Annotated in this window: 20 protein-coding genes; 14 read left to right on the top strand and 6 right to left on the bottom strand. The window is 41.3% G+C overall.

From position 1 onward, the window contains the following. Positions 1 to 45 precede the first annotated feature (45 nt). Positions 46 to 1,254, bottom strand: coding sequence for an MFS transporter (locus tag B3X18_RS00595; RefSeq protein ID WP_017401085.1), 1,209 nt, complete (start codon positions 1,252 to 1,254; stop codon positions 46 to 48). Between the two features lie 352 nt (positions 1,255 to 1,606). Between B3X18_RS00595 and gltS the strand changes: the two genes are divergently transcribed. Together gltS and B3X18_RS00585 are read left to right on the top strand one after the other, a co-directional pair. Continuing rightward, the gene (gene gltS / locus B3X18_RS00590; protein WP_005014746.1) at positions 1,607 to 2,833 is read left to right on the top strand and encodes a sodium/glutamate symporter; all 1,227 of its coding nucleotides are present in this window, start codon (positions 1,607 to 1,609) and stop codon (positions 2,831 to 2,833) included. A 709-nt stretch (positions 2,834 to 3,542) separates the two neighbouring features. Further along, the gene (locus tag B3X18_RS00585; protein ID WP_005025533.1) at positions 3,543 to 4,460 is read left to right on the top strand and encodes a LysR family transcriptional regulator; all 918 of its coding nucleotides are present in this window, start codon (positions 3,543 to 3,545) and stop codon (positions 4,458 to 4,460) included. A 13-nt stretch (positions 4,461 to 4,473) separates the two neighbouring features. Here B3X18_RS00585 and B3X18_RS00580 read toward each other — a convergent pair whose 3' ends face one another. Beyond that, a complete protein-coding gene (locus B3X18_RS00580; RefSeq protein WP_005014743.1) occupies positions 4,474 to 4,929 on the bottom strand; it encodes a DUF441 domain-containing protein in 456 nt (151 codons plus the stop codon). A gap of 236 nt (positions 4,930 to 5,165) precedes the next feature. Here B3X18_RS00580 and B3X18_RS00575 point away from each other — a divergent pair, with 236 nt between their 5' ends. Further along, positions 5,166 to 6,035, top strand: a complete 870-nt coding sequence (locus B3X18_RS00575) for an IS982 family transposase (protein WP_034670058.1) — start codon at positions 5,166 to 5,168, stop codon at positions 6,033 to 6,035. Positions 6,036 to 6,298: 263 nt separating this feature from the next. Then, on the top strand, positions 6,299 to 7,006 hold the full coding sequence (locus tag B3X18_RS00570) for a pseudouridine synthase (protein WP_005025539.1): 708 nt from the start codon (positions 6,299 to 6,301) through the stop codon (positions 7,004 to 7,006). A gap of 61 nt (positions 7,007 to 7,067) precedes the next feature. Here B3X18_RS00570 and B3X18_RS00565 read toward each other — a convergent pair whose 3' ends face one another. Further along, on the bottom strand, positions 7,068 to 7,382 hold the full coding sequence (locus tag B3X18_RS00565) for a type II toxin-antitoxin system RelB/DinJ family antitoxin (RefSeq protein WP_005014739.1): 315 nt from the start codon (positions 7,380 to 7,382) through the stop codon (positions 7,068 to 7,070). 108 nt (positions 7,383 to 7,490) lie between these two features. Further along, positions 7,491 to 8,402, bottom strand: coding sequence for a pseudouridine synthase (locus B3X18_RS00560; protein WP_005025541.1), 912 nt, complete (start codon positions 8,400 to 8,402; stop codon positions 7,491 to 7,493). 145 nt (positions 8,403 to 8,547) lie between these two features. Between B3X18_RS00560 and tsaE the strand changes: the two genes are divergently transcribed. The 4 genes from tsaE (at position 8,548) to hfq (ending at position 12,443) form a co-directional block, all read left to right on the top strand. Then, positions 8,548 to 9,024 carry a tRNA (adenosine(37)-N6)-threonylcarbamoyltransferase complex ATPase subunit type 1 TsaE gene (gene tsaE, locus B3X18_RS00555; RefSeq protein ID WP_005025544.1) on the top strand — a complete coding sequence of 159 codons (477 nt, stop codon included), beginning with the start codon at positions 8,548 to 8,550 and terminating at the stop codon, positions 9,022 to 9,024. Then, complete coding sequence (gene mutL, locus B3X18_RS00550) at positions 9,014 to 10,978, top strand: DNA mismatch repair endonuclease MutL (protein WP_005025546.1); 1,965 nt, start codon at positions 9,014 to 9,016, stop codon at positions 10,976 to 10,978. Before tsaE ends, mutL begins: the two co-directional genes overlap by 11 nt. A 6-nt stretch (positions 10,979 to 10,984) precedes the next feature. After that, positions 10,985 to 11,929: a tRNA (adenosine(37)-N6)-dimethylallyltransferase MiaA gene (gene miaA, locus B3X18_RS00545; protein WP_005025548.1), complete on the top strand. Its 945-nt coding sequence runs from the start codon at positions 10,985 to 10,987 to the stop codon at positions 11,927 to 11,929. Between the two features lie 91 nt (positions 11,930 to 12,020). After that, complete coding sequence (gene hfq, locus B3X18_RS00540) at positions 12,021 to 12,443, top strand: RNA chaperone Hfq (RefSeq protein WP_286934943.1); 423 nt, start codon at positions 12,021 to 12,023, stop codon at positions 12,441 to 12,443. A 124-nt stretch (positions 12,444 to 12,567) separates the two neighbouring features. Here hfq and B3X18_RS00535 read toward each other — a convergent pair whose 3' ends face one another. Further along, positions 12,568 to 13,878, bottom strand: a complete 1,311-nt coding sequence (locus B3X18_RS00535; protein WP_005025552.1) for a peptidylprolyl isomerase — start codon at positions 13,876 to 13,878, stop codon at positions 12,568 to 12,570. Next, the gene (locus B3X18_RS00530; protein WP_034688226.1) at positions 13,878 to 16,319 is read right to left on the bottom strand and encodes an LPS-assembly protein LptD; all 2,442 of its coding nucleotides are present in this window, start codon (positions 16,317 to 16,319) and stop codon (positions 13,878 to 13,880) included. The genes B3X18_RS00535 and B3X18_RS00530 overlap by 1 nt, the downstream gene beginning before the upstream one ends. A 120-nt stretch (positions 16,320 to 16,439) precedes the next feature. On the opposite strand from B3X18_RS00530, the gene B3X18_RS00525 reads away from it, so the two are divergent. The 6 genes from B3X18_RS00525 to B3X18_RS00500 all read left to right on the top strand — a co-directional run bounded on the left by B3X18_RS00525 (position 16,440) and on the right by B3X18_RS00500 (position 21,228). Then, complete coding sequence (locus tag B3X18_RS00525) at positions 16,440 to 17,453, top strand: aminoglycoside phosphotransferase family protein (protein ID WP_034670054.1); 1,014 nt, start codon at positions 16,440 to 16,442, stop codon at positions 17,451 to 17,453. Next, entirely contained in the window at positions 17,453 to 18,157 is a 705-nt protein-coding gene (gene murU / locus B3X18_RS00520; RefSeq protein WP_005014729.1) for an N-acetylmuramate alpha-1-phosphate uridylyltransferase MurU, read from the top strand. The genes B3X18_RS00525 and murU overlap by 1 nt, the downstream gene beginning before the upstream one ends. A 70-nt stretch (positions 18,158 to 18,227) precedes the next feature. Further along, entirely contained in the window at positions 18,228 to 18,860 is a 633-nt protein-coding gene (gene rsmG, locus B3X18_RS00515) for a 16S rRNA (guanine(527)-N(7))-methyltransferase RsmG (RefSeq protein WP_005014727.1), read from the top strand. A 24-nt stretch (positions 18,861 to 18,884) separates the two neighbouring features. Continuing rightward, the gene (locus tag B3X18_RS00510; protein ID WP_005014724.1) at positions 18,885 to 19,667 is read left to right on the top strand and encodes a ParA family protein; all 783 of its coding nucleotides are present in this window, start codon (positions 18,885 to 18,887) and stop codon (positions 19,665 to 19,667) included. Further along, complete coding sequence (locus B3X18_RS00505; RefSeq protein WP_005014719.1) at positions 19,664 to 20,551, top strand: ParB/RepB/Spo0J family partition protein; 888 nt, start codon at positions 19,664 to 19,666, stop codon at positions 20,549 to 20,551. Before B3X18_RS00510 ends, B3X18_RS00505 begins: the two co-directional genes overlap by 4 nt. A gap of 44 nt (positions 20,552 to 20,595) precedes the next feature. Next, entirely contained in the window at positions 20,596 to 21,228 is a 633-nt protein-coding gene (locus B3X18_RS00500) for a MotA/TolQ/ExbB proton channel family protein (protein ID WP_005025558.1), read from the top strand.

Raw genomic sequence — 21,228 nt, 5'->3', positions numbered from 1 at the left:
ATCTTATAGAGGCGAAAAATTGACCGATATTTAAGCAAGTCATTTTTAACTGGTCTGTAAGAGCTTTTGTTTCTTTTCAACAGCGAAAGCAAATAATAAAATAATTAAACCGCCAAGACTGAGCACGAATCCAACCCAGACAGGTGCTAGCCAGCCCATACCATGACTCAGTACCCAACCTCCTAAAAAGGCGCCCAAAGCATTTGCCAGATTAAAAGCAGAATGGTTCAGGGATGCCGCAACGGCTTGTGCTTCACCAGCAACGTCCATTAGACGGGTTTGTAAAGTTCCACCTAAGCCCATAACAGTCAGGCCGATGAGAAATAGAGCTAGAAACGCAGTATATAGATCAGAAAGCATAAAACTGGCTAACACGAAAGCTAAAGCTGAACTAACCAGAATACCAACAATAGTTTTATTTAAATACCGGTCTGCCAGCCAGCCTGCAACCAGACCGCTAATGACCATTCCTGCTCCCCATATTGCTAATGCTACAGGCACCACTTCAATATTTGCGCCAGTATATTCAGTCAGAATGGGTGAAACATAACTATAAACCGAGAACATCCCCCCGAAACCGATTGCACCGACGCCTAGTGTTAACCACATCTGAACATTTTTAAGTCCGGCCAGTTCTGTCTTGATACTCGCTGTAGCCTGAACCTGAATTTTTGGAATATAGAGTATGACCACTGCTACAGTTAAAAAAGCAATCAAGGCAGAGAATTCAAAACCGGTTCGCCAGCCAAACTGCTGACCTAGCCAGGTGGCCAAGGGTACGCCAACCACTGTTGCCAGAGTAAGCCCTAACATCATTTGTGCAACTGCCGAAGCACGACGCGAAGGACCGGCCAGCTCTGCTGCGACCAGAGCACCTACACCAAAATAAGCCCCATGCGGTAATCCGGCAATAAAACGTGACAGCATGACAGTTTCAGTACTATGCGCTAAAGCAGTTAATCCATTCGCTATCCCATAAAATAGCATTAAACCTATTAATAATATTTTACGTGGTATTCGGGCGCCTAAAATCGCGATTACCGGCGCACCAATGGTTACGCCTAGCGCATAAGCACTAATAAAATGCCCGGCAGCTGGAACAGAAATGTTGAGATCTGCTGCAATTTCCTGAATCAGGCCCATAGCAACAAACTCAGTCGTACCAATACAAAATCCGCCAAGTGCTAAAGCGAAAATGGCAAGAAAGAGCGAATAAGATTTTTTTTCGACAGGAGAGTCTTCTATTAGAGGCATAACTACTTAAAAAAATAACAAGAACGCGAATTATAAGGAAAAATAGGTAAAAAATATAAAAAAATAAAAAATCACTTCATATTTAGGTACTATTTTATCTATATATGAGAGTTTATTAATGAGTTTGATCAAGTGAGTAGGGAACTATTAAGTATTTAACGTATCTAACAGAAATATAAGCAAATTAGTTCGAGTTGGAGAAACATGCTAAACCAAATTTGATTTTTAATTAGTCAAAATAAAACTCTATAAAAACTTAAACTAAACAAGCTGATACATAAAGAACTTTCAACTAGTCGCATACTGAGGCTAGAACTTACGAAATAAATGATAAAGAAAATCAGGAAACCAGATGAATTATCAAATCGATGCTTTTGGAACCTTGGTATTAGCTGTACTGGTCCTGTTATTGGGCCGGTTTTTGATTCAAAGAATTAATTTCTTGAGACAGTATAATATTCCTGAACCAGTAGTAGGCGGCTTGATTGCTGCGCTTATTGCTTACCTGCTCCATAATTTTCTTAATATGAGTGTAAATTTTGACAGTAATGTACAGAATATTTTTATGCTCATGTTTTTCTCGTCAATCGGTTTGAGCGCGAGTTTAGTCAAACTGAAGAAGGGCGGCGGGGCCTTGCTGGTATTTCTGGTTTGTGTAGCTTTCTATGTACTTGTACAAAATGCAATTGGCATGAGTCTGGCAACTTTATTAGGACTTGACCCGCTCATCGGCTTGATTGCCGGATCAATTACTTTAACAGGTGGTCATGGAACAGCAGGTGCCTGGGGAGAGATTCTGGAAACCGAATATGGCATTCAGGGAGCGATTGTGCTCGGTATGGCCAGTGCGACATTTGGTCTTATTATTGGGGGAGTGATGGGTGGTCCGGTCGCTAAATTTCTAATCCGGCGTCATCAACTGGCAGAAGAAATTCCCTATAACCAGCGTGATGATGAAACACCTCCTGGGCTTGAAACAGATGTTGCGCCGTTCGAGTATCCACGTAAAACCCGATTGATTACTGCCAGTAATGCAGTGACTACGCTTGGTATGTTTGCCTTCTGTATTTATGCTGCTAACTGGATGACTGATATCAGTGCAGGACAATGGTTTGAACTGCCTACTTTTGTTTGGGCGCTGGCCACAGGAGTATTGCTGCGTAATATTCTGGAAAATGTTTTTAAAGTAAATATTTTTGATCGGGCTATTGATGTATTTGGCAATGCTTCATTATCTGTTTTTCTGGCAATTGCTTTGCTATCACTTCAACTCTGGTTACTGGCAGATCTGGCAGGCGCCCTGGTTGTAATACTCATTGCGCAAACAGCAGGGCTTGCCTTATTTACTATTTTTGTGACTTACCGCTTTATGGGTAAAAATTATGATGCTGCGGTTTTAAGTGCAGGGCATTGTGGTTTCGGTATGGGGGCTACACCTACAGCCATTGCCAATATTCAGGCAGTCACCAATACTTATGGCCCATCACACAAGGCTTTTCTAGTAGTACCATTATGTGGAGCATTTTTTGTTGATATTATTAATGCAGTGGTAATTCAGGGCATATTATCTTTTTTCTAATTTTCATTTAAAAAATAGACCTAATTTAAAGGTCTATTTTTTATATTCAGTATACGCAGACTATAAATTCAAACCCAAAAGCATATAGCAACTGACAGGCCAGTTGATATCAAATCTCTTTTAATAATTTATAGGTTTTTATAGGCATTTAACTGGTATATAAAGATTATAGGGTTAGCATTAAACTATTATGATCGGCTTGCTTTAAAGATAGGAATGATTATTTACCTTTATAAAATAAGCTATTAACTTAGGTAAATTAGTAGATTTCAATATAATGGGAAGGGCGAGAGAAAGTTAAATATTCTATCTTATTTAATTTCTTAACAGCTTGAAAATATAAAAAAAATAAGTGTAATACTGTCTGAATTAAAAAACCTTCATAAAAAATAAAATAGCCAATTGTAAACAGGCTAAAGCTGGCATCAATCTGATTTTTCTGCTTGTTATCTTCAACCGGCTGAGTTTTTTCCAGAAATCTATTCTGGTCAGTTTTTCCTTGTCCATAGTCTTTTTCTGCAAATTAATATTCATATTTTGCCTTGGTACCCGAGTAGTCAAGAATATTGGCTTAATAAAATATTCATCCTAATTTTTATGGGTAAAATTAACTTATTTAAGAATAATAAAGAAAAGTTATAATTGAGTAAAACTAATTAAATTCATGGTATATTGAATTTAATTCATTTGAACATTTTAAGTTTAATTTATGCTTGAGATCCGTCACTTAAAAACTTTACTGGCTTTACGTGAACATGGTTCGCTGGTGGCTGCTGCTAATGATTTATGCCTTACGCCGTCAGCAATTTCTCATCAGTTAAAGGAACTGGATCACTGGTATGGAACTGAAGTAGTAAATCGCCGAAGCCGCCCTGTAACTTTTTCTAATGTTGGGCAACGCCTGTTACGACTGGCAGATGATGTTCTGCCACAGATACAACTTGCACAAAGTGATATAACTCGTATTGTTCATGGACAAACTGGGCGTATTATATTTTCTTCAGAATGTCATAGCTGTTTCGACTGGCTAATGCCACTTCTCAACCAGTATCGTCATCAGTACCCAGATGTAGATCTGGATTTTGCTTCCGGCTTTGAAGCTAACCCTCATGAACTTTTGCAAACTGCCGAGTTTGATCTGTTAATTACAGCTGATCCGATTGCTCTAAAAGGGGTGGAGTATTTTCCAATTTTTGAGTATGAATCTCGTCTTGTGCTTGCCAGTACCCATCCACTGGTCCGTGTTGAGCAAATTACGATACAGCAGCTGGCTGAGGAAACCTTGATTACTTATCCGGTTGATAAACATCGGCTGGATATTATGGCAAAACTGTTTATTCCTGCCAATATTCAGCCCAAACACATCCGTACTACCGATCTGACCCAGATGCTGATTCAGCTGGTTGCCAGCGGACGCGGTATAGCAGCTTTACCAGACTGGGTGGTCAATGAATATGAACAGAAAGGCTGGGTCATCAGCCGTCGTCTGGAATGTGCGGGAGAGAAAGGCCTGAGACGGACTTTATATGCGGGTTATCGTACTGAAGAGAAGGAAAAGGACTATTTTGCAGGCTTTTTAAAACAGTTGCAGAAATTCTCTCATCAGCGTACACATTATTATATGTAAGTTAACTTCATGTTTAAGATGTACCAATAATAATAGATAACAGGCCTGCTGCAATTAGTGGGCCGACCGGTACGCCACGTAATACCGCTACACCGGCAACTGTTCCAATTAACAGACCAGCCACGACATCTGGCTGGTTAGACATCAGTTTTACACCGCGTCCACCGAGCCACGCTACCAGTAACCCGATTCCAATTGCCAGTAATGATTTCAAACTTAGAAAAGATTTTAAAATACTTTCGCCTGGAATTTTACCGCTAGCGATCGGCGTAAGCACACCAATAGTTAAAATAATAATACCAATATTTAAACCATGTTGCTGAAGATAGGGGAAAAACTGCTCTAGTGGCGTCATTTTGAAAACAATCAGTATCCCGGCTGCAATAGTGACAGCAGTATTATGACTAAAAATACCACAAGCCAACAAAACCAAAAGAACCATCAGGTTTACATCAAGTTGGGACATCATAAGCAAGTCAAACGTTGGGAGAAACGGACTGCCATTGTACTCTCTTTCCTTAAAGGCGCTAGGGCAGGTTAATGCTTGAGAAACGCAAGTAACTAAGACAGATCGCTAATATCAACTATGCTGTATTTAACTAAATACTTTAAAAACCCGAATCGCGGATAAGAAATTGACTTGAAAAATAAGAGGACTAGAGCCATCAGTTAAGTTACCACACCAAACTCACAACTCTAGTCCTGATGTTCGATAGTACCGAATTATTCTGCATAATTGATGATTTTTTTCTTAAATTTGAAGCAACTTATTGGGAGTTTCTCAAACAAAACCGTGGTTCCTTAAGAATCAGAACTGCTCAACTTACAATTTCAGAAATCTGCTTTATTGCCATTTGGTACAAATGCTCTCATTTCAATAATTTCAAAGCCTTTTTCACCTGGTTAAAAGAAGATAAAAGCCATTTATTTAAGTACTTGCCTTGCTATCAAAGGATGATTCATCTGATCAATATGCATGAATTAGCCCTACACGCTTTACATGTGGCACTGATGAAAGGCCAAGGTACACAATATTTATGGATTGATTCAACAACTCTGCCAGTTTGTAAAACTCAACGTATTCAGCATTATAAATCATTAGTCCAAATTGCATCACGTGGTAGAAGCTCAATGGGCTGGTTTTATGGCTGTAAATTACATATTGCGATGAATCAATTTGGTGAAATTGCCTGTTCTGCTTTATCGAATGGACATGTTGCTGACATAAAAATGGTTGAGCAATTGGTTGCTGGTATAGAAGCAAAACTTTACGGGGATCGAGGTTACATCAGCCAAGAATTAAAAATTAGATTGAAATATCAAGGTATTGATTTAATTAATTATCATCGAAAGAATATGCAGGCTATTCAACTTTGTGCATCAGATGAATATCACCTAAGACAACGCAATAAGATAGAAACATTATTCAGTTTATTGAAGGGGCAATACAATTTAGTGACGAGTAAAGCACGTAGTCTTCATGGATTTCTGAGTGGAATTTACGCCTCACTATGTGCATATCAACTCACTCATCAAAATAAGCCAACAATTCAAATTAAGGAATCATCGGCTTAAGCAGGATTCGGGTTTAAAAGGCTATAAATATTTTAAAAATAGAGGAAGCTCTGCCTAAATTTCAATATTTTCAATAAAAAATTTTAACTTATATGCTTCACTCTCCAATAGTTACGATCTGCTACTTTTCATATTGTTTGAGGTATCAAAAAAGAAAATAATAAGTTATTTATTTTATTTACCACAAGAGAGCAGATAACAATCATCAGCGCATTCTTGGTGGAACTTAGCTAAAATAAACCGATTATTTTGGAGAATATCTCATGTTGCTGGAAAAAATATTGCAATCTCAAGGTTTTGGTTCACGAAAATATTGCCAGCAACTGATTAAAAGTGGAGCAATTAGTATAAATCACGAAATTTGTGTAGATACTAAAGCAAAATTTGACCTGAAAAATTTTACTTTTAAGGTACATGGTGAAGAGTTTGAATATCGGGAAAAAGTATATATCGCATTAAATAAGCCACAAGGTTATGAATGTTCTCATCAGGCCCAATACCATTTTAGTGTATTTGATTTATTTGATCCCACTCTCCTTAATCGTGGAATCCAGTGTGTAGGCCGGCTCGATCAGGATACAACCGGGTTGCTGTTGTTGACAGATGATGGTCAATTTCTACAGGCTCTGACACATCCACGTAAACATGTGGCAAAAGTATATGAGTTGATAACGGCCAACCCTATTACGCCAGAACAGATTCGATTGCTGGAACAGGGCGTAGAGCTTCGTAATGATGGTATATTTAAAGCAAGCAATATAAAGCAAACCAGTTCTAATCAGTTGAGTCTGGCGATTCATCAAGGTGTCTACCATCAGGTAAAACGTATGCTAGCTGCGGTAGGTAATAAAGTCGAAAAATTGCACCGTAGTAAAATCGGAGAACTTGAATTACCTATGCTTGCCGAAGGAGAATGGACTTATCTGGACCAGACACAGATTGAACTGGCAAAGTCGCGTATGGTGCCATAGTAAAGTCTATCCAAAAGCTGAATCTAGGTTTTATGTATATAGGTTTGGCATGAAAAAACAATCAGACTTTGTCACTTTCCCCTAAAAGAGCATTGAGCTCTTCAAATAAGTCAGCATCATTCTCATCATCTGGTTGATAGGCTGGAGAAAGGGGAGCAGTTGCGTGCTCACTTTTCATCTTACGCAATTTGGTCAGCTGTTCCATATTAATACTGGGATTTTCAATTGCGAAAGGAATAGATTTGGTCAGTACGACTTGCTTGAAAAAAAGGCGGACTGCCTGTGCTGGTGTAATTCCCAATTGCTTAAAAACTGCAAAAGCCTGTTTTTTTTCTTGTGAGTCAAGTCGGACTTGATAAACTTCCGTTTTCCGCATGAATAATAACCAAGTTAGGAGAAAGAATTTTAGCTGTATTTTAACGCTACAAAATGTATTTTCAACGCTTTATATCAAGTAAATAATTTTTTTGTCATTACAGGTAAATTACAATAGCAGGTCAAATCCTGACTGATAGGTTTTTTTAACTAAATCTACAGGATCAATAAATGTTATTTCTTTAGCTAGTAGCTGCAAGGGCGCTGTAAAATCGTTATCTGATTTGTGCTGAACGATAGGATAAAAACTGTCATTTTGAATAGGTATTCCCAGATGATTTAGATGAACCCGTAACTGATGTTGTTTGCCTGTGCGTGGCTTCAACTGATATTTTGCCCAGTGAGCTCGAACATCTAAAAGATCAATCAATGTTTCTGTATTAGACTCTCCCTCCACTATCTGCATAGTATAAAAAGGTTCACCTTTGTCGAGACGTAGTGTTAGGTTTATCGGGAAATTAAGCTCGGGCTTAAAAGGCGCCACGGCATGGTAAGTCTTTTCTACCTTACGTTCAGCAAAGAGCTTCTGATATAAACCACGTGTTTCAGGACGTTTTGAAAAAAGTACTACACCTGCAGTTTCACGGTCGAGTCGATGAATAGGGGTGAGAGTCTCTATTCCGGTTTGTTTTTTCAAACGAACCAATAATGTTTCTTGTACATACTGCCCGGTTGGGCTCATCGTAAGGAAATGCGGTTTATCGACCACCAAAAATTCATCTGTTTCATGCAAGATGTGATGCTCAAATGGCACAGGTGTTTCCTTGGAAAGAAAACGATAGTAATAAATATGCTGATTTCCCTCATAAATACTATCAATCCTTAATTTCTGCCCATGTGTCGTATAAACCAGCCCGTCCTCGAAACGCTGCATCCATTCATTCGCATTAATATGCGGAAACTGCTGGGTTAAATGTTCATAGATGGTATTTGCCTGAGATTTTAGTGGCAGAAATACTTTACTGGCGCTAACACCATCGATCATAGGAGGTATAAAAACTGTACTAAAAGGTTTATTCATGAGAGCAATAATATATAGACAATAAGAACTGATCTTTATAAAGACCGGTCAAGATTAAAATTAATGAATATAGTATAGGGCAGCATAGGCTTTAAGGCGGGGCAATGCTATCATAATTGCAAGATTGGAACATGATGTGAGCCTTATGCAGTATACTTTTAGCCTGACTTTAAATAGTGAAGATGATACACAAAAGCTGGCTCAGGTACTGGCTCAGCATTTTAATTCAGGTGTTGTATATCTGGTCGGAGATTTGGGTGCCGGCAAGACAACACTCAGCCGTTATTTTTTGACAGCATTGGGCCATCAGGGTGCTGTAAAAAGTCCTACCTATACTTTGGTCGAGCCTTATACGATACAAGGTCGTGATGTTTTTCATTTTGATTTATATCGTCTGCATGACCCTTACGAGCTGGAACTGATGGGGATCCGTGATTATCTGGAAATTCCGGATGCGCTGTTTTTATTTGAATGGCCTTCCAAAGGTGGAAGTGAAATTCCGCAAGCTGACCTCATTATTGATATTTTAAAATCAGACGATGACCTGCAACGTCAGGTAAGTATTTCAACTGAATCGGCTGAGCTGTTTAATAAATTACGGGAAAAAATGAATGTCGCATGATGAAAGCGGTTTGCGCCGTATTCATACGCTTGATGCTGCTCTTGCAAACCAGATTGCTGCAGGTGAGGTAATTGAGCGGCCTGCTTCTGTGGTTAAGGAGTTACTAGAAAACTCGATTGATGCTGGTGCTACCGAGCTGATTATCCGGGTCGCCCAAGGTGGCAGTACTCTAATTGAAATTATTGACAACGGACGTGGAATACATCCTGAAGATCTTGCACTGGCAGTGATGCGACATGCAACCAGTAAAATCCAGTCTGCTGAAGACTTATATGCAATAGCCAGCTTGGGGTTTCGGGGTGAAGCCTTGGCTTCAATTGCTGCGGTATCACGCTTGAGTTTATGCAGTAGTCAAGATGACTCAGGTATTGGCTATCAGGTTGAAGTTAATGGTACTGCTTTTGATCACCAGGAGATTCAGGCAGTCGCAGCACAAAAAGGGACGCACATTCGTGTACAGGACTTGTTTTTTAATGTGCCTGCCCGTCGGAAGTTTTTGAAAAAACCGACCACCGAGTTCGGGCATATTGAGGAAATCGTCCGTCGCATGGCGCTTACGCATTTTGATGTGCGTTTCGTTCTTGAACATAATGACAGTATCCGTTTAAACCTGCCAATTGCTGATAGTGGAGAGCTGCGCTCTCAACGTGTCCAGCAGTTGCTGGGTCGCTCATTTACTGAAAATGCTTATTGGATTGATGCGCAAAGTATTAACATGCATCTTTCGGGTTGGCTTGGTCATCCATCTGATGCGCGTCCTCAGGCAGACTTGCAGTATGTCTATGTAAACGGAAGAATTGTAAAAGATAAAACCATCTCACATGCATTACGTATGGCGTATGATGGTATTTTGCATGGCCATCAGCATGCAGGATACTTATTGTTTCTGGAAGTCGACCCAGAAAATGTCGACGTGAATGTTCATCCTACAAAACATGAAATCCGTTTTCTAAATCAACGTGAAGTTCACGAATTTGTGCGGCACTATGCAAAAGAAACCTTATCACAGTTCCAAACTGCAACTGCTGACCTTGCCCAGGCAATGAAAGCTGAATCAGTTATACATACCACGACTGGTTCTTTTAACCCGCAGCCGCGTCACCAGGAACAGTTTCAGTTACATCGTCCGACACAGCCCAAGGCTTCAGCTCTGGGCATAGCAACTCCCCAAACTGAAGTATCTACCGAATTACTGACCGAATTTAAGGCGAGTGCACCGCGTACTGTACAATATGCACCCCAGCGGCCTTATGCCGGCTCTCAGCAGTTAAATAACGCCTTAAGGAGTTATCTGTCACCATTAAGGGAAGAGAGTACTCAAGCGCCTGTTATTCCGGCTGCATCGGTAGTATCGACTCATGTAGATGAGTTTCCATTAGGAATTGCAATTGCTCAACTGCATGGTATTTATATTTTGGCGCAAAATACTGAAGGTTTGATTATTGTTGATATGCATGCAGCCCATGAGCGGATTTTGCTACAGCAAATGAAGTCTGCCTGGGATAAATCTGAGTTCTGGATAGCACAGCAATTACTCATTCCTAAAGTTGTTTCAATTACGCGTATGCAGGCAGCACGTATTGAAGAGTTGAAACCACAACTGGAACGTTTGGGGCTGGATATAGACCAGTATGGAGATGAGCAGGTGATAGTAAGAGGTGTTCCTGCTATTTTACAAAAAGCCGACTTCACTACACTAATACCTGAACTTTTAAATGATCTTGACCCAAGTGATGAAGCGCGCGGTCTTACGCAAAAACGTGACCAGATTCTGGCTGGTATGGCGTGCCATGGAGCAGTACGTGCACATCGGCAACTTAGTCTCTCTGAAATGAATGCATTACTTCGTCAAATGGAACAAACTGAATTTGCCAGCCAGTGTAATCATGGCCGTCCAACTTGGCGTGCGTTTCCTTTAACTCAATTAGATAAATTATTTGCTCGAGGAGAGTAGTTGTACATGTCTAGCGTACTACCCGTCATCAATTTAATGGGCCCAACGGCAAGCGGTAAGACGGCGCTGGCATGTGAGCTGTATGAACAGGGCGGATTTGAACTGATATCTGTTGACTCGGCACTAATTTATAAAGATATGGATATTGGTACAGCCAAACCTACCAAGGAAGAGCAGGTTCTTTATCCGCATCATCTGATCGATATTATTAGCCCACTAGAAGTATATTCAGCTGCACAGTTTGTGGAAGACGTCTGTCCGCTCATTGATGATATACACGCCAGAGAAAAAACACCTATACTGGTAGGTGGAACTATGCTCTACTTTAAAGCTTTACTTGAAGGTCTTTCAACTAATCTACCAAATGCAGATCAGGCTATCCGTAAAACTATTGAGCAAAAGGCTGAATACGAAGGCTGGGAAGCAGTCTATGCTGAACTATGTGAAGTAGATCCTTTAGCGGGACAAAAATTTAGAGTAAGTGATAGACAGCGTATAACTCGTGCACTGGAAGTTTTTTATATCACTGGCCAGCCTATTACAAAACTACAGGCCGAACAGCCAAAAAATTTACCATATCGTTACACATTTCATAATCATGCCCTACTACCTAATCGATTAGAATTGCATGAGCGCATTGAGAAAAGATTAAAAAAAATGTGGGAAATCGGATTTTTAAATGAAGTAGAGATATTGATTAAAAAATACGATTTAAATGAAAACTTGCCCTCAATGCGTAGTGTAGGATACCGCCAAGTAATCGATTTTCTATTAAAAAGTGATAAAACTATTAAAAGTAAACATGAAATGGAGGATAAAACCTTATTTGCAACACGACAACTGGCAAAACGTCAATACACTTGGTTACGCTCTTTGCAAGAATTACACCAATTTAAAACTTACGAGACGCTTAAGCAGGCTCAACAAGACTTGCGAAACTGTTATAGATAAAGCAAAATTTAACTACTGTCTTTTTTATAATTTTTAATTGAAAAATAAAGATAGTTTTTTGCGCTGATTTTAATTTTTTTGGAGTTATAAAATGTCTAAAGGTCAAACTTTACAAGATCCGTTCTTGAATTCTCTCCGTAAAGAACGTATTCCTGTTTCTATCTTCCTTGTTAACGGTATTAAGCTACAAGGTCATATTGAATCTTTTGACCAGTATGTTGTTTTATTGAAGAATACTGTAAGCCAGATGGTTTATAAGCATGCGATTTCTACAGTAGTTCCAGCGCGTAATCCTCGTCCTGCAGGTGCACCTGCAGGGGCTCAAGGAGCTGGCGGCTTTGGTGGCGGTCAAGGCAGTGGCTTTGGTGGCGGTCAAGGTGGTGGCTTTGGTGGCGGTCAGGGCGGTGGCTTTGGTGGCGGTCAAGGCGGTTTTGGCGGCGGTCAATCGACTTCAGGCTTCGATAATGACTCGAAATTTGAAGATAGCCAAGATGACGATACCAATAATCGTTAATTTATAAGTAATAAAAAAAGCTCCTTAAAAAAGGAGCTTTTTTTATTAATCAAACATTGACTTAAAACTTTTAAGTTTAGTTATTAAAAAAGACACTGTTACCAGTGTCTTTTTTTCAGCTTAACTAGGAGTTACTGTCCAGATTAGGTTGTTTGATTTCAACATAAGCATTGGCACGCAGTTCACGTAGCCAGCTATCAAGCTCGGTTTCAAACTGCCGCTCACCCAGAATTTGGCGAGCCATACGTTCTTGGTATTCTTCTGTCATATCCTGCTGACGAGTATCTGTCACCTGTAAAATATGCCATCCAAACTGGGTCTGGAAAGGAGCACTAACCTGGCCGACAGGAGTGCTTTTCATTTTTTCTTCAAACTCAGGCACCATTACACCAGGGCTTACCCAGCCCAAACTACCACCGTCACGTGCTGATCCAGTATCTGTTGAAAAAGTAGAAGCTAATACTGTGAAATCCTCACCAGCTTTAAGACGATTATAAATATTATCAATCATGTGTTTAGCATTTTCTGGACTGACCACTTCAGATGGCTGAATCAAAATATGACGGGTCTGATACTGAGGGACTAATGCTTTTTGTTCACTTGTCTTACGTTCTAATACTTTTAGAACATGCACACCATCACGTGCCGGAATCAGCTCGGTAGTTTGGCCGACAGGTAAGGCACTTACGCGAGCTGCAAGTTCGGCAGGTATGTCTGCTAGGCTGCGAAAGCCCATGTCTACACCTTCTACCTGAACCTTAGCATCTGAATATTGCTTACTGATAGCCTGAATATCATTGCTTGTGTTTAATGCATTTTTTACTTGCTGCGCAATACTTTCAACATTAGCAGTCTGTTTGTCTTTGGGAGTAATCCGGGCATGAATGACATGGACCTGACTACCCAGTGCCGCCTGACCTTGTGGAGATTTCAGGAAATTCTCTACATCTTGGTCGCTGATTTTGATGCGGGACATAACCTGTTGCTGGCGAAGACGATTAATTGCTAAATCTTCAGCAATACGGTTACGTAATGATTCATATGTTCCTGGAGCCATAGCATCAAGCTTTTGCTGAAAGGCTTCTAGGGTTTTTGTGCCGGACTGACTGGCAACCTTCATCACTGCTTCATTTAAACTCTTTTCATCAGGTTTAACGTTATAGCGTCGCACCTGTTCAAGCTGGGCCTGACGCAAAATCAGCTGGTCCAAAGCCTGTTTTTCCAGAAACGCCTGTGGAGGAACTTCACGTTTCTGGGTTTCCAGCTGATGTTTAAGTTCAGCTACGCCTTGTATCAAATCACTTTTTAAGATGACACCATTGTCCACAATCGCAACAACCTCATCTACAGGTTGTGCAAAGCTTTGCATTGATGAAGAAATGACTAAGGCAAGCGCAGTGGCTTTAAAGAATTGTTTAAAATACTTTGTCTTCATTAACGTTGTGTCCAAGATTGATTAATTTTACTAAAACCTAAAACGCGACTTTCAAGTAAAGAGGCCAGTTTATTATTTAGCCCCCCTAATCCCTTGAGGGTGAACTCGGCCATAACAGCGCGTTTCGGTTTAACGCCCGGCTCATTGATGTCATCTAGATCATTATAATAAGAGCGGCCATATACTGACACGCCCCAACAGCAGGATTCATAATTTACACCGAGCAGATATTCGCGTGCTACATCCTGATCAATGTCATATTGCACATGTCCCATAATACGCCAATTGTTATAAACAGGTTGTATAAACGATGCAACCACCTGGTCATAGCTGTCTTGGCGGTTTGGAATATCTTTGCGGTAAAAATAGCCAAGATTGTAAAGATTGCCCTGATTACCGGTGTAGTAAACCTGAAAATCTCGCTGCGAGTTTTCACCATTAGACATCCAGGCTGAATTGGCGCTAATTGTGAAATTCTGGTTCAGTTGGCTACTCAGGCTGAGTACGGGACCTGTACGTTTTTCTTGGTCCAGCTCATCTTCATTATATAAAGTTACTCTGCGGTCTTCAAAGAAGTAGCTTTGTCCTACACTGGCACGCAGTCTTTCCAAACCTATCTGATCCATCAGGCTGTATGTTACGCCCAGAGAAAGAAAATTATTGTCTTCTAAGCGGTCATGTCCATAAAAGCGGTAAGGATTGAACAACTGGTCATAACTGATAGAGGCTGTAGTCGTATCAAAGTTTGGATAATCATTCTGATCTTTATACGGCGCATAAGCATAGAAAAGGCGCGGAGAAATACTTTGCAGGAAAGTTCCTTCTTTTTCAAACAATAGGCCGGTATCAAGTGTAAATTGCGGTACTGCTACACTTTTTGTCAGAGAATCTGCTTCAATACCCCGGTCTTCACGAGAGTCGCGATCATAGAAAGTGTTAATAGAGCGGAAAGATACTTCCGGAATTACAAAAGACCATGGATTGCGGTAGTTGTAACGAACCGCAAATTGATTATAGATACGGGTACCACTACTTTCCAGAACATCTGAATCATCATTAATTGATTTTTTAAAATAGCCGGTATCATTGTTGAATTCATACTGTAGGCCCTGAGGATTTCCCCCGACGTAATTCAGCAGGAATTGAGGAAGTCGAGCGTACGGCCGATCTTCATCCTTAATGTCTTTATCCAGTGTCTGAAAGTCTTCGACCTTAAGTTGAGCTTTCAAGCCTGGAATCTGATTACGATAGTTAATTACCCAGGCGCGGCGCTGGTTCAGATCTGTTTTGCTGTTTGGACTTGAATCCAGGTCGGCGAAATAGTCTTTATCAGAGACATAATTATATTCAAGATTGGTTGACCAATACGGGTTAATGACCCAGTCATGTAAAAAATGGAATTCTTTACGGTCTTCATCGTTATATTCTTTATCAGAAGGAAGATAACCTCCCCAAACACGCCCCTCACCAAAGTTTTCAGTTAAATAGCGGAACTCTCCCTCAGCCATAGGGCCACGATCAGCAAGATAGCGTGGTATAATGGTCGCATCATAATTTGGTGCAAGATTGAGATATACCGGGACAGAGAGCTCTAGTCCACCATCATTTGAGAAACCGAACTGGGGGTTTAAAATACCGGTTGTACGCCGGTCATCAATTGGGAAATTGAAGTAGGGCACAGCCAGCACAGGTGTATTTTTTACATATAATTTTGTTCCGGTTGTTACCCCGCGCCCGGTCTCCTGATTAAGCTCGATCCGGTCAGCCTGCAGCCTCCAGGCTGGTGCTTCACCTGGCGGGCAGGTGGTATAACTGGCATTACTGAGTATTGCAACTGTAGGGGAGGTTCGTTCAATTTTCTCTGCATGACCATGAGCATGCTGTTGCTCTGCAATATAAAAACTATTGTTCAGGTCGCCCGTCTGTGTTTTGAGGTTATAGTTAATCTGGTCACTTTGTGCTAGCAGCCCACCTTGAGCCAGTTGTACCCGACCTTGTGCATTCGCATAGGTTCGTGTCTGGTCAAGAGTGACTTTGTCTGCACGGATGCTGCGCCCCTCTTGATCAATTACCACATTACCTTCAAGTGTCGAATCACCTTGCGGATTGTAATAGCCATAATCAGCAGTAATCACAGAGGTGACCTTGTCTGGATCAGGTGCGTTATTGTCCGGACTAACTGGTGTAATCCATGTGCCCTGACAAAATGCAGAACTTAAGGCCTGAGTATTTCTTAGTTGTGCCTCAGGTGCACTTTTGTCAACATAATATTGTTCAAAAAACTGTTGCCCTGGGTAAGCTTCATTAATGCTTTCTTTGAGCTGGTTATTGCTTACTGTTGAAAAGGGTTCTGACTGCTCTGCATAACTTGATATGGAGCTACCACATAAAAGGGTCAAAATAGCAGTCGCTAAAGGATTAAATTTAAACTTATGCTTCATTTGTCTCATTAACCAAGTATGCTTTTCGCAATTAATTATTGTGGCATCATAGAGAAAAAGTGCAGAACTAGCTACACTTAATCCTTTAAAAAACTCAGCCTGTTTTAGATTTTATTGCAAATGAATACACAACGTGAACAATTGATACAAACATGGATTACAACTGTACTGAACTCGGATGAGTTTGAGCTTAATTTTTTAGCAGGTGATGCCAGCTTTCGCCGCTATGCACGTATAAAATATCAGAATAAAAGTTATATGCTCATGGATGCGCCGCCAGAAAAAGAAGACTGTGCTCCATTTGTTCATATAGATGAATTTTTTGCTGCTCATGGAGTGCGGGTGCCGCAGATTATTGCAAAAAATCTGGAACAGGGATTTTTACTGCTGGAAGATTTTGGTGATGTACTGCTTTCTACCCTGCTAAATGAAGAGACTGTAGATCAATATTATTTGCAGAGTTTCAAGCAACTGGTACAGCTGCAATCAATTGACGGAAAAGGCCAGTTTTCGCTTTATTCTCAGGAGAAATTACTGTCTGAAATGCAGTTGCTGACAGACTGGATGCTGCCTGCCTTAAGTATTGTACCCTCTCCGCAAGAACAGAAAATTATTGATCAGACATTTAAATTTTTATCTAAAGCTGCTTTAAGTCAGCCACAGGTGATCGTACATCGTGATTTTCATAGCCGTAACTTGATGAAACTTGAAGATGGGCAAGAGCTAGGGATTATCGACTTTCAGGATGCGGTAATTGGTGCAGATACTTATGACCTGGTCTCCATTACCCGTGATGCTTATGTACAGTGGCAACCAGAGCGTGTATATCAATGGTTCAAGACATTTTATGAGCTTTTGCCGGCCAGCACAAAACTGAACCGTACCTTTGAAGACTTTAAGCGTGATGCTGACTTCATGGCAATTCAACGGCACATTAAAATACTAGGTATTTTTGTGCGTCTGTTTGAGCGTGATGGTAAGGCGGGTTACTTAAAAGATCTCCCTCGTGTGATGTGGTATCTGTTAGAAGAAAGTCAGGGCTATACTGAACTTGAAGCGTTTGCGGAATTTATACGTCAGCGTGTGATGCCTGCTTTTACCCAAAAATACGGAATATATGAGGTGGCTGCCTGATGAAAGCAATGATTCTGGCAGCGGGACTGGGTAACCGGATGCGGCCACTCACACTGACCACGCCCAAGCCTTTACTGGAAGTTGGTGGGAAGCCACTTATAGTCTGGCATCTTGAGAAATTACAGCGTATCGGTGTTCGTGATATTGTCATCAATACGGCATGGCTGGGCGAAAAGCTCGTTGATGCTCTAGGTGACGGTTCAGCCTTTGGAGTCAATATCCTCTGGTCACATGAGGATGAAGGACTGGAAACGGCTGGTGGAATTATCAATGCTTTACCTCTGCTGGGTCGTGAGCCATTTATTCTGGTCAATGGTGATGTCTGGACTACGATGGATTTTGCGCCTTTGCTGCAGACTGAGTTAACTGGACATCTTGCACATTTGGTACTGGTTGACAATCCGCCTCAGCATCCTCAGGGTGATTTTATATTATCTCAGGGACATGCCTATACTTTTGCACAGGCGAAATCTGGTGAGGCACTGACTTATAGTGGTATTGCTGTTCTTTCGCCAGAGCTGTTTGTTGGGCTGGAACCTGGAAAGCGTCCACTTGCCCCGCTATTAAAAGAAGCTATGCAACAGCAACAGGTGAGTGCTGAAAAAATGCAGGGAGTCTGGGTCGATGTGGGTACACCAGAGCGTTTGAATGCTCTAGATCAGCAAATTCAGCAGGGCTTGTATGACCAAATGCATAATCACTAGTCATTAGATACTGTGTCATGAACTAGAAATCGGTATACTTCACTTAATTTTTTTGAGATGTTGCTTGTTTATGCATCCGTTTTTCCAAGAGTTAAAACAGGGCAGTCAGGCCTTGGGGCTAAGCTTGAATGATGAGACTTTAGGTCTGTTGTTGCAGTATCAGGATGCACTGGTACTCTGGAATAAAGCCTATAATCTGACAGCAATCCGTGACCCGAAAGAAATGCTGGTAAAACATTTACTGGACAGTTTAAGCATCTTGAAAGATCTGCCGTCTGGACGTCTGCTGGATATTGGTACCGGAGGTGGCATGCCAGGCATGATTATTGCCTTGTGTCAGCCAGAACGTGAATGTGTATTGCTGGATTCAAATGGCAAAAAAATCCGTTTTCTCAAACAGTTTATTGCTGACCTGAAACTAAAAAATGTGATTGCAGTACAAACCCGTGTAGAAAATGAAGAAAGTATTCATGAGCTTGGCCAGTTTGATGTGATCACCAGCCGTGCATTTGCGTCACTGACAGATTTTGTGTTGGCTTCAGAACCTTATATGCATGGCGGAAGTGTGATTGCCTCTATGAAAGGGTTAGTTCCACATGAGGAAGTCGCTACTCTTGCAGAAAACTTTTCTTGCCAGATTATTGAACTGCAAGTTCCACGTCTGGATGAACAGCGGCATCTGCTTTTATTAAAACGTATTTAAAAGATTTTTAGGATTGGGGTTAGCATGGCTCAGATTATTGCGATTGCAAACCAGAAAGGTGGCGTAGGAAAAACCACAACTGCCGTCAACCTGGCAGCTTCTCTTGCAGTATTAAAAAAACGTGTATTGCTGATAGACATGGATTCACAGGGCAATGCGACGATGGGTTCTGGCGTGCAGAAAAATGATCTGCTTTATTCAGTTACAGATGTACTGCTGGGTGAAGTACCCATTGAAACGGCAATTACCAAAGCAGAAGTAGGTTATAAAGTTCTTGGGGCCAATCGTGACCTTGCTGGGGTAGAGCTGGCGATCGCTGAACAGCCAGGCCGTGAATATATTTTGCGGGAAGCTTTAAAAGATATTGAAAAGTCTTATGATTATATCATTGTTGATTGTGCACCTAGTCTGAGCTTGATCACCGTTAATGCGCTTGCTGCAGTGCAGGGTGTAGTCATTCCGATGCAGTGTGAGTATTACGCGCTTGAGGGACTGGCAGATCTCACGCAGACAATTGACCGTATTCAGCAGGCGCTTAATCCTGACCTGCAAATTGTGGGTGTATTGCGTACCATGTATGATGCCCGAAATGCCCTGACCCGTGATGTTTCGGCTGAACTGGAACAGTATTTTGGCAAAAAACTCTACGAGACGGTTATTCCACGTAATGTTCGACTGGCTGAAGCACCAGCGCATGGTTTGCCTATCATTTATTTTGAGAAAAGTTCTAAAGGTGCAGTAGCTTATTTGAATCTTGCAGCCGAAATTCTTAAAAAGACCAAGCTAAAAAAAGGAAGTAATGCATGACCACCAAAAAGCGCGGATTGGCCAAAGGCCGTGGTTTAGATGCCTTACTGGGTTCGATTCAAAAAGAGAAGTTGCAGCTAGAAGCTCAATCACTGGATCACGGACAGCTTAAACAGATTGATGTGCATCTGCTTAAGCGGGGTGAATACCAGCCGCGCCGTTTTATTGAGGAAAAAGATCTGCAGGAGCTGGCCGCTTCAATTGAGAAGCATGGGGTGATGCAGCCGATTGTTATACGCCCAGTTGATGATGAAAAGCGTCCCTATGAAATTATTGCAGGAGAACGCCGCTGGCGTGCAGCGCAGCTGGCGGGGCTGACTGAAGTACCGGCAATTGTTCGTGACTTAAATGACCAGGTAGCAATTGCGCTTGCCTTGATTGAAAATATTCAGCGCCAGGATCTGAATCCAATTGACCAAGCAATAGCATTACAGCGTTTTCATGATGAATTCGGTTTAAGCCATCAGGAAATAGCCGAAACAGTAGGCAAGGCCCGTACTACCGTAAGTAACCTGTTGCGTTTGCTGAGCCTGGCTGAGCCAGTAAAAGACTTTATGCAACAAGGTTTGCTGGATATGGGACATGCGCGTGCAATCCTGACCTTAAAATCTAAAGATCAGCTAAAAGCTGCTGATACCGTTATTGAAAAAAGTCTTTCAGTCCGTCAGACCGAGCAACTGGTGCGTGAGTGGAACACACCAAAACAGGAAAAAAATAAAACGTCAATGTCAGCTGATCTTGAGCAGCTCACCCAGCGGCTTTCTGAACGTTTCAGTGCAGATGTCAAAATTGATTACAACAAGCAAGGTAAAGGAAAACTGGTGATCCATTATCATTCGCTTGATGAGCTTGATGGTATCTTGAATATCTGTCTGGCTGATTAACAGTTTAAAAATATAAAAAGATAGTTTGATTTGGGGTATACAGCATGTGGGAACTTGTTAAAGCTGGCGGCTGGCTAATGCTGCCGCTCGTCGTATGTTCTATTTTTACCATAGCTATTACATTGGAGCGCTTTATCCGTTTAAAGCGCTCTCAAGTGATTCCTGTAGAGCTGATTTTACGTCATCCCCAAGATATTGCTCCAGTAATCGACAGGTTAAGCCATGCCCCAAACCTGCAGGCTAGCACTTTGGGGCAGATTCTGCTGGCAGGCTATGCGAGTCGGCAAGAAAGTGAGCAGTTTGCACGTGCCCAGATGGAAGCGAAAGCCTCTCAGGAAATTGGGTATTTGGAAAAGAATATTAATTTTTTGGGTACCTTGAGCGCAGTAGCCCCATTACTTGGGCTGCTGGGTACGGTGCTGGGTATTATTGAATCTTTTCTGGTGATTGACCTAGGTACGACCAGTAACCCGGGTCTTATGATACCGGGTATTTCTAAAGCCCTGATTACCACTGCTGCGGGTATGCTGATTGCTATTCCTGCATTATTTGCTTATCGTTTCTTTCAAAGACTGGTACAGGAATATGTGGCTGAGCTTGAGCAGCAGTCAACATTATTTCATGCAGCATTGTTCTATAGTAGTACGGCTGGTTCAGAGCTGCGAAAAGTCGGCTAA

The organism is Acinetobacter sp. UBA6571 (assembly GCF_002434085.1).
Classification (GTDB): domain Bacteria; phylum Pseudomonadota; class Gammaproteobacteria; order Pseudomonadales; family Moraxellaceae; genus Acinetobacter; species Acinetobacter radioresistens.
Note: the sequence above shows the minus strand (reverse complement) of the source record. Positions and strands in the feature narration are given on the sequence as shown.

Coding starts and splice junctions, on each gene's coding strand:
- B3X18_RS00595 (WP_017401085.1), bottom strand. CDS start 1,254: ATGCCTCTAATAGAAGACTCTCCTGTCGAAAAAAAATCTTATTCGCTC.
- gltS (WP_005014746.1), top strand. CDS start 1,607: ATGAATTATCAAATCGATGCTTTTGGAACCTTGGTATTAGCTGTACTG.
- B3X18_RS00585 (WP_005025533.1), top strand. CDS start 3,543: ATGCTTGAGATCCGTCACTTAAAAACTTTACTGGCTTTACGTGAACAT.
- B3X18_RS00580 (WP_005014743.1), bottom strand. CDS start 4,929: ATGATGTCCCAACTTGATGTAAACCTGATGGTTCTTTTGGTTTTGTTG.
- B3X18_RS00575 (WP_034670058.1), top strand. CDS start 5,166: ATGTTCGATAGTACCGAATTATTCTGCATAATTGATGATTTTTTTCTT.
- B3X18_RS00570 (WP_005025539.1), top strand. CDS start 6,299: ATGTTGCTGGAAAAAATATTGCAATCTCAAGGTTTTGGTTCACGAAAA.
- B3X18_RS00565 (WP_005014739.1), bottom strand. CDS start 7,382: ATGCGGAAAACGGAAGTTTATCAAGTCCGACTTGACTCACAAGAAAAA.
- B3X18_RS00560 (WP_005025541.1), bottom strand. CDS start 8,402: ATGAATAAACCTTTTAGTACAGTTTTTATACCTCCTATGATCGATGGT.
- tsaE (WP_005025544.1), top strand. CDS start 8,548: ATGCAGTATACTTTTAGCCTGACTTTAAATAGTGAAGATGATACACAA.
- mutL (WP_005025546.1), top strand. CDS start 9,014: ATGTCGCATGATGAAAGCGGTTTGCGCCGTATTCATACGCTTGATGCT.
- miaA (WP_005025548.1), top strand. CDS start 10,985: ATGTCTAGCGTACTACCCGTCATCAATTTAATGGGCCCAACGGCAAGC.
- hfq (WP_286934943.1), top strand. CDS start 12,021: ATGTCTAAAGGTCAAACTTTACAAGATCCGTTCTTGAATTCTCTCCGT.
- B3X18_RS00535 (WP_005025552.1), bottom strand. CDS start 13,878: ATGAAGACAAAGTATTTTAAACAATTCTTTAAAGCCACTGCGCTTGCC.
- B3X18_RS00530 (WP_034688226.1), bottom strand. CDS start 16,319: ATGAAGCATAAGTTTAAATTTAATCCTTTAGCGACTGCTATTTTGACC.
- B3X18_RS00525 (WP_034670054.1), top strand. CDS start 16,440: ATGAATACACAACGTGAACAATTGATACAAACATGGATTACAACTGTA.
- murU (WP_005014729.1), top strand. CDS start 17,453: ATGAAAGCAATGATTCTGGCAGCGGGACTGGGTAACCGGATGCGGCCA.
- rsmG (WP_005014727.1), top strand. CDS start 18,228: ATGCATCCGTTTTTCCAAGAGTTAAAACAGGGCAGTCAGGCCTTGGGG.
- B3X18_RS00510 (WP_005014724.1), top strand. CDS start 18,885: ATGGCTCAGATTATTGCGATTGCAAACCAGAAAGGTGGCGTAGGAAAA.
- B3X18_RS00505 (WP_005014719.1), top strand. CDS start 19,664: ATGACCACCAAAAAGCGCGGATTGGCCAAAGGCCGTGGTTTAGATGCC.
- B3X18_RS00500 (WP_005025558.1), top strand. CDS start 20,596: ATGTGGGAACTTGTTAAAGCTGGCGGCTGGCTAATGCTGCCGCTCGTC.